This window comes from Actinotignum sanguinis (genome assembly GCF_003957255.1).
Classification (GTDB): Bacteria; Actinomycetota; Actinomycetes; order Actinomycetales; family Actinomycetaceae; genus Actinotignum; species Actinotignum sanguinis.
In genome coordinates this window covers 1-11,462 of sequence record NZ_QDIE01000044.1, presented here as the reverse complement: position 1 = coordinate 11,462, position 11,462 = coordinate 1, and the positions used below count along the sequence as shown (strand labels likewise).

The 11,462-nt window shown below is 61.5% G+C and carries 10 protein-coding genes; 5 read left to right on the top strand and 5 right to left on the bottom strand.

Features of this window, described 5'->3' with window-relative positions:
• Positions 1-294: 294 nt before the first annotated feature.
• Both DDD64_RS08855 and DDD64_RS08375 read left to right on the top strand, forming a co-directional pair.
• On the top strand, positions 295-570 hold the full coding sequence (locus DDD64_RS08855) for a LysM peptidoglycan-binding domain-containing protein (protein WP_164545979.1): 276 nt from the start codon (positions 295-297) through the stop codon (positions 568-570).
• A gap of 114 nt (positions 571-684) precedes the next feature.
• A complete protein-coding gene (locus tag DDD64_RS08375) occupies positions 685-1,734 on the top strand; it encodes an Rv3235 family protein (RefSeq protein WP_126135913.1) in 1,050 nt (349 codons plus the stop codon).
• Between the two features lie 150 nt (positions 1,735-1,884).
• On the opposite strand, the gene secA is transcribed toward DDD64_RS08375, so the two are convergent.
• The 3 genes from secA to ubiE form a co-directional block, all read right to left on the bottom strand.
• Positions 1,885-4,839, bottom strand: coding sequence for a preprotein translocase subunit SecA (secA, locus tag DDD64_RS08370; protein WP_126135912.1), 2,955 nt, complete (start codon positions 4,837-4,839; stop codon positions 1,885-1,887).
• Positions 4,840-4,973: 134 nt separating this feature from the next.
• On the bottom strand, positions 4,974-5,978 hold the full coding sequence (locus DDD64_RS08365) for a polyprenyl synthetase family protein (RefSeq protein ID WP_126135911.1): 1,005 nt from the start codon (positions 5,976-5,978) through the stop codon (positions 4,974-4,976).
• Positions 5,979-6,028: 50 nt separating this feature from the next.
• Positions 6,029-6,733 (bottom strand): bifunctional demethylmenaquinone methyltransferase/2-methoxy-6-polyprenyl-1,4-benzoquinol methylase UbiE, encoded by a 705-nt coding sequence (gene ubiE, locus DDD64_RS08360; RefSeq protein WP_126135910.1) that lies wholly within the window; start codon positions 6,731-6,733, stop codon positions 6,029-6,031.
• 168 nt (positions 6,734-6,901) lie between these two features.
• Between ubiE and DDD64_RS08355 the strand changes: the two genes are divergently transcribed.
• From DDD64_RS08355 to DDD64_RS08345, 3 genes are read left to right on the top strand one after another with little or no spacing between them, the layout of a single operon-like run.
• On the top strand, positions 6,902-8,248 hold the full coding sequence (locus tag DDD64_RS08355; protein ID WP_126135909.1) for a hypothetical protein: 1,347 nt from the start codon (positions 6,902-6,904) through the stop codon (positions 8,246-8,248).
• Positions 8,249-8,305: 57 nt separating this feature from the next.
• Complete coding sequence (locus DDD64_RS08350; protein ID WP_126135908.1) at positions 8,306-9,214, top strand: 1,4-dihydroxy-2-naphthoate polyprenyltransferase; 909 nt, start codon at positions 8,306-8,308, stop codon at positions 9,212-9,214.
• Between the two features lie 37 nt (positions 9,215-9,251).
• Positions 9,252-9,740 carry a PLD nuclease N-terminal domain-containing protein gene (locus DDD64_RS08345; RefSeq protein WP_241227701.1) on the top strand — a complete coding sequence of 163 codons (489 nt, stop codon included), beginning with the start codon at positions 9,252-9,254 and terminating at the stop codon, positions 9,738-9,740.
• A gap of 74 nt (positions 9,741-9,814) precedes the next feature.
• Here DDD64_RS08345 and DDD64_RS08340 read toward each other — a convergent pair whose 3' ends face one another.
• Positions 9,815-10,486, bottom strand: a complete 672-nt coding sequence (locus DDD64_RS08340) for a histidine phosphatase family protein (RefSeq protein ID WP_126135907.1) — start codon at positions 10,484-10,486, stop codon at positions 9,815-9,817.
• Between the two features lie 86 nt (positions 10,487-10,572).
• On the bottom strand, positions 10,573-11,079 hold the full coding sequence (locus DDD64_RS08335) for a MarR family winged helix-turn-helix transcriptional regulator (protein ID WP_126135906.1): 507 nt from the start codon (positions 11,077-11,079) through the stop codon (positions 10,573-10,575).
• Positions 11,080-11,462: the final 383 nt, after the last annotated feature.

The window sequence follows — 11,462 nt, the reverse complement described above, 5'->3', positions numbered from 1 at the left end:
CCTTACCGCCACACCATTCACGTGGGTAGCTGACGTGGATAGCCTCCTGGAGAAAATAGCACGCGCGAGAACAGTCTTAGAACAAACCCCCACCCCATAACCGGAAACCTAAATCGCGGACGGTGCACTAGTAGCGCCGTTGATATCGGCTGGGGTGGTGATTATTCCGCTCTCCTCACCTCACAACCTGCGCCAAGTGCAGATCCCACCGGGATTTTCCGCGTGAACCCTGATGAATTACTCGGTGATGTCTCGTATCGAGATGCGGCAGGTGGTTACTATCTGCACCCGCCCGTGCCTTCTGCTGGGAGTGCTTCGGTCGGACCGGCCGCCGCTATCCGCACTCCGGAACCACAACCTCCAGATGCGCCGCGGGCCGCACCAGCGCCGGCCTACATGGTGCAGCCCGGGGATACTCTCTGGGATATCGCCGCTACTCACCTCGGCGCGGGCGCGAGCGACGCGGATATCCTCAGCTACGTACACGCCATCGCCGCGGCCAATACCATCGAGAATAGCGATCTCATTTATCCTGGCGAGCACGTCATTCTTCCACCCGCGCGCGAATAATCGTCACGTCTTGGCACCCCGCATCCGGCTTTGCCACCGCCCGGTTTTACCACCATCCAGCTTGCCTCGGTCACCGAGGTATATCCCCCTATCCCACGCTCTCAAGGAGACGACATGTCCACTGCCCCGCATACCGAAAATACCCCCGGTGCTACCGAAACGACGGCGCCCGCGCACCCCGAGCCGCCGCCCATATCCAGCGCTGCGGGTCAGGATCTGCCGCCTCCTGAAGAAGTCACATCGGAGAGCCAATCGGGTTCGACTCCCCACCACGAGCCAGAAGAACCGGAAACAATTCGAGTATCCCGGCTCCCACCCGCACCACCTCCCGTTTATGCGCAGCCAGAGATTAATGAAATAGTCTCTGCCTTCGATCAGGTACAACTAGCGGAAGTGACACAATATCGGGCGGTCACCCGCCACCCGCCGTTCCCGCACGTGCCCCACGAGGAAGACACCTGCGTAGCGGAGAACGCGCCACCGGGCACCGCCGAATCCGAGGAAATTTCCGATACCCCTCGGGATGGCCACCCCGCCCCCAACGCGGGCTCCACCAACGCGGATCCCACTAACGCGGATCCCACTAACGCGAACTCCCCCGACGCGCATCCTACCGACGGCGTACCACCCGGCAATGGCATCGTGCGCGTAGATACCAGCGAACCGACCACCGACGTTGAGACCACCGATAGCGGTAGTAACACCACTAGCCCCGCGGCCACGCCGGGTAAACCCGAACTGCACCAATGGAACCGGCTCGCGCTATCCGCCACACCCTACCGGGATATTTGGCGTGAAGAAATGGCAACCCTCGATGATCCACTTCCACCCGGCATCCGGCCACCGCATCGCTTCGCCGCCGGAATGATTACCTACTCCATCGAGGTGCTGCTGGGCCACCGCGCTCCTGGATATGTGCGCCCGCACCTCATCCCGGAGGTTTTCGCGGCACTGGTACGCCGGGCGGGTCTGGCGATGCGCATTAAGGGGAAAGCGCCCTGGCTCGGGGACCTGCGAATTTCCACACTCAAAATAACGCATCCGCGCCGGCGCGTAGCCGAGGTCATCGCCTGCGTATGTTCGGGCGAGCGAAACCATGCGGTTGCGATGCGCCTGGAATTCCTCAGGGGCCGCTGGATCGTCGTCGCCCTTGAAATTGGGTAAACGAAACGCAGGACGAAAGAACACGAACCCAAAGCGATTAAACACAAGTGCCGGTCGGTCACGTAACTATCACGCACGTGACCGACCGGCTCCCGTATGTCTATCGCCCTAGCGGCTTATCGCCTGGCTTGCCACCTAACGGCCTACCACCTAGCGGCGCCGCTTCTTATTCTGCTTCGCCGCGGCCCGGCGCTGAGCCCGGTTACCGCCACCGGAACCACCCGCACCGCCGCGGCCACCGCGTGCGGCACCGCGCGAACCGGTGGTTTCCGTCTCCCCGGAGCCATCCTTTGCCGCCGAGGAATACGAAACGTTCTGCTGGCGCTTCGGCTGCTTAATCCCGAGGGATTCCGCGGTCACGCGCTGACCGGAGGCACCTGCCGCGCCCTCGCCCACCGCGGCCTGCAAAGCCCGCTGCTTTTCCGCCAGCAACTCACGCTGCTGTTCCTGTGCGGCACGCAGGGCCTGCTGGGAAGCGGACACCTGTTCGGCGCTCCCCGCACCGCTGGCCTGAATCGCCACCCCCGGGCCGGCCATGCCCGCCGCAGCATTCCCCGCAACGGTGACCGGGCCGGTCACCTGAGCTTCAGTTTCCAGGCGCGCTGCACGTTCGGAAGGAAGCTCGAACTTGAAGAGGTACCGGACGGTTTCCGACATGATATTGTCGTTCATCGCCTGGAACATGCGGTAGCCCTCGTCCTTGTATTCAACGAGCGGATCGCGCTGCGCCATGGCGCGCAAGCCGATACCTTCCTTGAGGTAATCCATTTCGTAGAGGTGTTCGCGCCACTTGCGGTCGAGCACGGACAGCACGATCTGGCGTTCCAGTTCGCGCATATTTTCCTCACCGACTTCCGCTTCGCGCTCCTCGTAATGGGCGTGAATATCATCGGTGAGCTCGCGTTTGAGTGCGGTGCGATCCAGCTGGGAAGGCCCACCGATCTCATCGAGGTATTCCTCCGCGGTGAAACCGGGAGTGTAGTAGCCCTTGAGGTCCGTCCACAGCGCGGAAAGATCCCAGGCTTCCTCATTATCGTCGGAGGTGTGTGCGCTGACCACGTCATCAACCACGAAGTCGAGGAAGCCCTGCACCATGGACTCCATATTTTCACCCTCGAGGATGGAACGCCGCTCGGTGTACACCACGGTACGCTGGTCGTTCATAACGTCGTCGTACTTGAGGACGTTCTTACGCATTTCCGCGTTCCGCGCCTCATTTTCAGTTTGGGCCCGCGAAACGTTCTTCGACATCTGCTTCGTTTCGATAGGAGCATCGTCGTCCACCGCGTAGCTGAGCATCCGCCCGGCCATGCCCTGACCCCACAGCCGAAGCAGGTCATCTTCCAAGGAAAGGTAGAAGCGGGATTCACCCGGGTCACCCTGGCGCCCACTACGCCCGCGCAGCTGGTTATCGATACGCCGAGATTCGTGCCGCTCCGAACCGAGCACGTACAGGCCGCCCAATTCGGCAACTTCTTCGTGTTCTGCCTTAACGGCTTCCTGCTGGCGCGCCAGCTCTGCGGGCCAGGCAGCCTCGTATTCTTCCGGAGTTTCTTCCGGGCTCAGGCCCCGAGCGGCCAGCGCATCCACCGCGCGGTGTTCGGGGTTGCCGCCCAGCATAATGTCAGTACCGCGGCCGGCCATATTAGTAGCCACCGTCACCGCACCCTTACGCCCAGCTTCGGCCACCACGCGCGCTTCGCGTTCGTGCTGCTTCGCGTTGAGGACCTGATGTTCAATGCCTTCACGCGCGAGCAAATCGGAAAGCTCCTCGGAAGCTTCCACCGAGGCAGTACCCACGAGAACGGGCTGCCCCTTTTCGTGGCGCTCCACAATATCTTCCACCACCGCGCGCAGCTTGCCGGCACGAGTGGAATAAATAAGATCCTGTTCGTCCTTGCGGATCATCGGCTTATTCGTGGGAATAGGAACGACGCCGAGCTTATATGTCGAGGCGAATTCCTCAGCTTCGGTTTCTGCCGTACCCGTCATGCCTGAAAGCTTGTTGTACAGGCGGAAGTAGTTCTGGAGGGTGATCGTGGCCAGAGTCTGGTTCTCCGCCTTGATCTCCACACCTTCCTTCGCTTCAATCGCCTGGTGCATGCCTTCGTTGTAGCGCCGCCCGGGCAGCACACGCCCGGTGTGTTCGTCCACGATAAGCACTTCGCCGTTGAGCACCACATAATCGCGGTCCCGTTCGAAAAGCTCCTTGGCCTTAATTGCATTATTCAGGTAGCCGATAAGCGGGGTATTGAGGGATTCGTAAAGGTTATCGATACCCAGGGCATCTTCCACCTTGTCAATTCCCGCTTCGAGCACACCCACGGTGCGCTTCTTCTCATCTACTTCGTAATCGGTATCGCGCCGCATCCGCAGCACCAGGCGCGCGAATTCGCGATACCACTTATTAGCATCGCCTTCGGCCGGGCCGGAAATAATCAGCGGGGTACGCGCTTCGTCAATAAGAATGGAATCAACTTCGTCAACGATGACGAAATTATGCCCACGCTGCACCAACTCACTGGTACGCCAGGCCATATTGTCACGCAGGTAATCGAAACCAAATTCATTATTGGTTCCGTAGGTGATATCCGCATTGTATTGTTCACGGCGCTGTTCGGGAGTTTGCCCGGTGAGAATACACCCGGTGGTCACCCCGAGGAAGCGGTAGACGCGCCCCATGAGTTCTGACTGGTAGGAGGCCAGGTAATCATTAACCGTGACCACGTGCACGCCCTCACCGGTGAGCGAATTGAGGTAGGCGGGCATAGTTGCCACGAGCGTTTTACCTTCACCGGTTTTCATTTCGGCAATATTGCCCAGGTGGAGGGCCGCCCCGCCCATAACCTGTACGTCATAGGGACGCTGGCCGATGGTCCGCACCGCCGCTTCGCGCACCGTGGCAAAAGCTTCGGGGAGGATGTCATCGAGGGTTTCTCCCTCGCTGAGGCGCTCCTTGAAGCTATCAGTTTGCGCGCGCAACTCCTCATCACTCATTGCCGAGATATCACTTTCGAGCGCATTGACCTGCGCGGTGATGTTCTTCAGCTTCTTCAGCGTGCGGCCTTCGCCGGCGCGAAGGATACGATCAATCAAGCGTGCCACTTCGTCGAGCTCCTTACCGTGGGCATACGGATGCAATTGTACGGGGTAGAAGCGCGCCCCGCCCCACCTCTTTCACCATTAGCTTTGCGTTCTTCATTACGCTCAGTTTTTCACCGGCGCGGCCAGCCGGCTACCTAGACTGTGCGGTCCACCACCGAGCGGGCATATTGCGTCAGGGCTTCCCGTACCGCCGCGTTCTCCAGGTCAGCGATGGCGGCCACGGCCCGCGCCGCCCATTCCTCGGCAAGCGCGCGGGTTTCTGCCATAACCGAATGATTACGCAGCACGCCGAGCACCGTGTCAAGGCGCTGCCCGGCCAAGTCCCCGCGGTCTAATTCCGCCAAGATCGCCTGGCCGTCGTCGTCCAATATCCCCGCGGCAGCACGTTCGCGCAGCAGTATCGTGGGCATGGTATCCACCGATTCACGCAGGTCCGTGCCCTGTTCTTTACCGGTTTCTTCGGAAACAACATCGATATAGTCATCGGCGATCTGGAAGGCGATCCCCACGTTTTCACCGAATTCTTGCACCCGGGCGGCAACGGCGGCGTACTCGGCCTCCCGGTTCCCGGCCGCGGCAAAAACGCCTTCGCGTGCCGAGGCAGCAATAAGCGACCCGGTTTTCCCGGCAAGAACCTCCAGGTAGTGCGCCCGCGGGGACACCTCCGGTGCGCGCCCCACGGTTTCCAGCAGCTGCCCGGTGCACAGGCGCCGGAAAGTTTCCGCGTAATCTTTAACCGCCCGCGGCCCCAGGTCCGCCATCATGGACGAGGCGCGCGAAAAGAGAATATCTCCGGCCATAATCGCCGCGGAATTCCCGTAATTGCGATGCGCGGCCGGGACCCCGCGCCGCAGCGGAGCTTCATCCATAACGTCATCGTGATAAAGCGAGGCCAGATGCGTGAGCTCCATCGCCACCGCCACGTGCTCGACCCGCTCAGATTCCGGCTCCGGGCCCACATACCCACAGAGCAAGGCCAAGGCCGGCCGCATCCGCTTCCCGCCCGCCTCGGCAAGATACGTGGTGATCGGATCCACGCGCAGGTCACCAAAACGCGTGGCCGCTTCCAGCTTATTTTCGACGACGCCGAGCCGCTCCCCCACGCGGGTGAGTAGCTCTTCGACAGTCAAGTCTTTCACGATAGCCAATCCTAGCTTTCCGATGGTGCGCCGGCCCGCGGCCCGATGCCTCAGTGCGCCGCCGGCAGGGTAGCGAGGTGCAGCGCAACGATCCCGTTGCACATATTACGGTATTCAACGTCGCGCCACCCGGCTTCGTGCAGCCAACCGGCCAGCGTGCGTTGATCGGGCCAGTCGATAATCGACTCCATGAGATAGGCGTAGGCCGGACCGTCCGAGGAGGCCAGGGCTGCCACCCGCGGGAGCACGTGGCGCAGGTAGCCGTGGTAAAGGGTACGGAAAGGCGCGCAGGTCGGCGTGGAAAATTCTGCGATAACCACGTGCCCGCCCGGGCGCGTCACGCGGGCCATTTCGTGGAGGGCCCGCAGGGGATCGTGGATATTACGTAGGCCGTAGGAAATGGTCACGGCGTCGAACGTGTTATCCGCGAAGGGAAGATCGCAGGCATCGGCTTGCACAAAATGCAGATCAGGGTGGCGCAGGCGCGCAACCTCGAGCATTCCATCCGAAAAATCGGCACCCACCACACGCGCCCCTACCCGGGCAAAATGTTCGGTGGAGGTGCCGGTCCCGCAGGCCAGGTCGAGGATCTCCATCCCCTCCTCAATACGCAGAGCTTCGGTGACGTAGCGGCGCCACAGCCGCACCTGCCCGAAGCTAAGCAGGTCATTGCTCAGGTCGTAGCGCGGAGCGACCTGATCGAACATTCCGGCGACGGCGCGCGGATCTTTGCTGAGTTGTGCACGTGCAGACATGCCCTCTATTCAACCAGCTTGGGCGTATTTGGCAAGAGTGAAATTCCAGCCGGGGCGCATCCGCGGGGAGTCCGCGGGTTCTGCGGGCGCCCCGCGGGACCTCAAACCGGCGATTTTCCGTCAGGCGGCGACTAGACTGAAAAAGAAGTCACGAATTGAGGAGTCATAATGTCCCTGCCCACGCCTATGCCAGCTATGACACCGCCGCTGCTGGCCGATGTGCGCCGCGATTTTGGCGCCCGTACCTGGATTGTAGCTCTGCTCAGCCCCGTGATCGCGGTGGCGGTCACCTTCCTTATCACGCTCTTCTTCGCGTGGCTCGGGCTGCGCGGCATGAGCGGTCTCGACATGGGCGGGGTGAACCTCGCTGGGATCCTCACCGCCCCGAAGTGGGCGGCCCTAACCTTGCTGCTGGCCCTGGGCGGCACCGCGCGAGTCGTGGCGGAACCGAATCTTTTTGATATAAGTTTCTTCGTTCCCGCTCTCACCCTCACCCTCCTCATCGGTCTCATCATCTACTTCCTCAACCAGTGGGTGGGTCGGGGCAAGCGAAATTCCACCCTGCTGGTATGGATTCCGGCCTGGGTATCGGCAGGCGTGCTGGCGGCCATCGGTGCCGGGCTGGCTGCGTTCATGCAGGTGGATCTGAGCCCCGGCGGTTCCTTCATGGGCCAGGCGATTCCGCCACTTGCCTTGCAGGCAAGCCCCCTTTTCACGGCGCTCACCTGCCTTCCGCTCGGACTATTCGCCGCCGGATTCGGGCGCATGACCACGGTGAAATCCACGCCGCGTAACCGCTTCACCCTCACGGCCGCTTCCTCCATTCCCACCTACGCGCACGCGGTACGCCTGGCCTTCACCGCTTTTATCCTGGTGAGCTGCATTTCCGCCCTCGCTTTCGGAATTGACCTCATCGTCCGCAAGGATGCAAGTATCGAGCTGCTCCTCGTGGCCTTCCCCTTCTTCCTCACCACCGGAGTTATGACCATGTTCGGGGCGGTGGGGGCCTCCTTCGCCGCGATGTATGACGCCACCGGCGTGGGAATGGGGCCGAATGCCCAGGGTGATACCACGCTGCTGCTCTGGGAGCACCTGGCTACCGTCCCCGCCATCGTTGCGATGATCTCGATGGCTCTCGCCCTGGTGTGGACGGCCTACCGCTGGGGCCGTTCGCGCGATCCGCGCATGGAATTCGGCGCTATTGCCTGGACGGTTATGCCTTTCGGATTCGGGGCAACCACCGCGGTGATCTGGGGTATCACCCGCGGTTCGGCCAAGATGACGGCGCAGGGAATGGAGCTGGCCAGCGCCAGTTACGACCTGCACTGGTACCTCATTTTCATCGGGATTGGCCTCGGCCTCGTGGTGGAAGCTTTCTCGCGGTTGTTCCGCACCCGCCCGCCCGAAACGATGGCAACGGGATACCTCACCCCGCATGCCTCGGATATCCCGCATCATCCTTCCGTGCCCGGAGCCCCGGGCGGCGTGGCTTTGCACCCGGAGTACCCGGCGTAAATCCCTCGCGGTGCGGGTGATGCGCTCAAGGGGTTCCTCTCGATAGAATAAGCGGCCGTGGCAACTGTTACTGATTGGCTCGAAGGTGCGCGCGTTCGCACCCTTCCCGCGAGTGTTTCCCCCGTGATCGCCGGTGCTGGAATCGCGCTGTGGGAAGGGACGCTATACGGCCCCATTCTTGCCTTGGCTTTCGTTCTCGCTCTGCTCTTGCAGATCGGCGTGAATTTTGCGAACGACTATTCCGACGGGATCCGCGGCACTGATGATCACCGCACCGGCCCGCCCCGCCTCACGGGTGGCGGAACGGTACGCCCAGGGGTGGTGCTCGCGGTGGCCCTCACTTGCTTTGCCCTCGCGGCGCTCGTGGGTCTCATCATTATTGCCTGGTGCGGGCAGTGGTGGCTGATCGGAGTGGGCGTGGCAGCACTGCTAGCTGCCTGGTTCTATACCGGCGGGCGCCACCCCTACGGATATATGGGCCTGGGCGAAGTCTTTGTTTTCATTTTCTTCGGTCTGGTAGCTACCGCAGGCACCGTCTATATCCAGGGAGGTACGGTACCCTGGCAAGCCTGGGTTGCCGCTAGCGCCGTTGGCCTCATTGCCTGCGCCATTCTCATGGCCAATAATATTCGCGATATTCCCACCGACGCCGTCACCGGGAAACACACCCTCGCGGTGCGCTTGGGCGATACCTGGGCACGGCGCGTCTATGTTGTGATGCTCGCGGTGGCGATGGGATGCGGCGTCGTTCTGGCTTTGGCGCCGAGCACCCACCAGGCCTCCCTCCTCCTTTATCTTCCCGCCTTCGCTATTGCTTTCCGCAATAGTTGGCGGATGCTGAGCCGCGGTCCTTCCCGCGCGCAGGGGCGGGGTCTCATCCCGGTGCTAAAAACCACCGGCATTACCGAGCTCGCTTTCGCGTTGGCGGTCCTGGTGTCTTTCTGGGCCAGTTCGCTCTTGGTCTAGGCAGCTAGCCTCCGGTGCGAACGACTAAGATGGTGGCATGCGAGTAATTATGGCACTTCTTGCCGTCAGCATCTGGATTTACGGCATCATTGACGTCATCCGCACAGACACCACCCGCATGCCCGGCCGGCTGCGTAAACCGGCATGGCTCGCCCTCACGGTTCTGGTGCCGGTTCTCGGGTCACTGCTATGGATCGCTTTTTCTTTCCCGGTCAAGTTCCCGCAGCAAAATATCTCACTCGGTTCTTTTGGGCGAGGTCGCTCCTCTTCGCAGCGGCGCCGTCGCCCCGTTGCACCCGACGACGATCCGGACTTCCTGTCCCGCCTGGACGCGGAAAACCGTTTCCGCGAATGGGAACGGCAACAGCGTGAGAACGACACCGCATACGACGCCGCATCGGGCTCCCCCACCGCGGGCGAGCCTCACGGAACAAGCAAGCCCGAAGCGAGCGAAAAGCACCCGGACAATCCCGAAGATTCTGAGGGTTCTGAAGGGTCGCAACCCACGCGGCCCGCGCAGGACTAGCCGCCGCACGGAAGCACCCGCTGCTGCACGCTCCCGTTAGCGTCTAGCCGCAGTAATTCCCGCGGAGTTCCCGATCAGTCTCCGCGGTTTTCATCAGCCACGGAGATCCCCGGGGTGATATCGCGTGCCCGGGCCAGAAGCTCGGCCGCGGGTTCGGCATAATCCACCGCCACCAAACTGGTGCCCTGGAAGGTTAACGAGGTCACCGAACACAGCGCGCACTGGCGCCGGCGCGGGTCGTGGGCGAGGGAACGCCCCTCCACGAAGGAGCGCAGCGTCCAAATTGGAAGCTGATGGGACACAAGTACCGCTTCGCCGCCGCGCGCTGCTGCGAGCCCGCTGCGCACCGCATTCGTCATACGCGCTGCAATATCCGTATATGGCTCACCCCAGGAGGGACGGAAGGGGTTGATATACCACGGCCAGAATTTCGGGGAGGCCAAGATCCACCGATTCCGGTTGACGTTGATGCCCTCGAAATTATTGCCCGCTTCGATGAGATTGGCGTCGGTGCTAATCTCGAGGTCGAAGAGGTGCGCGGTAGGTGTGGCAGTTTCAATAGCCCGTTCGAGCGGAGAGGATATCACCGCGCGAACATCATGCCCGCGAAAGAAATCCCGAACGCTGCCGGCCATCTCCCGGCCCAGATCGGTGAGGTGAAAACCGGGTTGGCGGCCGTAAAGTTCGCCACTGGGGTTATCCACCTCTCCGTGGCGGACCAGGTGAACAACTGTTACGTCAATCATGATGCCAGTCTACGGCACCGGGAGCTGCCGGCCGGACAAAGCTAAGTTCCCTGGGGGAGCTCACTCCGATCGGCGTGCCCGAACGTCTACCAAATATCCGCGGGGTTACCCACGAGGCGGGCACACAGCTCGCCCATCTTGAGGAAGTCATCGTGACCGAGTTTGTCCACGAGGTGAGCGCGAACTGAAATAACGTGGGTGACGGCCGCCTTCTCGAGCAGCGCGAAACCAGCATCGGTGAGAGTGCAATCCACCCCGCGCCGGTCATGCGCGTTGGCGGAACGGGCTACCAAGCCGCGCGCCTCGAGGCGGCGGACGGTGTGGGTGAGCCGCGAGCGGGAATGTACCATCACATCAGCGAGAGTCGACATCCGCATGCAGCGATTTTCCGCCTCGGAGAGACGGGCGAGAACGTCGTATTCGTTCAATGACAAATTGTAATTGACCATGAGTGCGTGATTAAGCGCCTCTGCGGTCATGGCTGTCGCGCGCAGATACGCGCGCCAGGCAAATTGTTCCTCTTCAGAAAGCCAGCGAACTTCCGCGGCCATGAGATTCTTCCCTTCGTCAGGCACGATGTCACGTCGTGACATTAACGGCAACTCACACGGGACGTGCGAGTCTTCATTACGTCGTTGCGCCCGCGCCGGACGCAACGCACCCGGCTTCCACCGGGTGAACGATGACGGCCACTTCTCCTCATTTTCCCACGTGGGAACGCTGGGGCGAAAGGCCTTAAGCGGTGCTGTTTCACGGTGCCGCACCCGGCATCTGCATGCCTGTGCAACACCGCAAACCATAGCATCATGTGAAGTATACCTTTGTACGTTGCTAGTGGGGCTGATGCCGGGGTTAATAGACAAAAAGTGGGTCTCATATCCGGGGTTTGCCCTGCCATAGCAACGAAAAGTCAGCCTTATTGAGCTCGAGTACCTCAATAAGCTTGCTTCCTTGACACCTGCGGTGGAATGTGCAG

Excerpts from the sequence above, each read along its gene's own strand:
- DDD64_RS08335 (WP_126135906.1), bottom strand. The coding sequence starts at position 11,079 with ATGTCACGACGTGACATCGTGCCTGACGAAGGGAAGAATCTCATGGCC.
- DDD64_RS08340 (WP_126135907.1), bottom strand. The coding sequence starts at position 10,486 with ATGATTGACGTAACAGTTGTTCACCTGGTCCGCCACGGAGAGGTGGAT.
- DDD64_RS08375 (WP_126135913.1), top strand. The coding sequence starts at position 685 with ATGTCCACTGCCCCGCATACCGAAAATACCCCCGGTGCTACCGAAACG.
- DDD64_RS08345 (WP_241227701.1), top strand. The coding sequence starts at position 9,252 with ATGCGAGTAATTATGGCACTTCTTGCCGTCAGCATCTGGATTTACGGC.
- ubiE (WP_126135910.1), bottom strand. The coding sequence starts at position 6,733 with ATGTCTGCACGTGCACAACTCAGCAAAGATCCGCGCGCCGTCGCCGGA.
- DDD64_RS08355 (WP_126135909.1), top strand. The coding sequence starts at position 6,902 with ATGTCCCTGCCCACGCCTATGCCAGCTATGACACCGCCGCTGCTGGCC.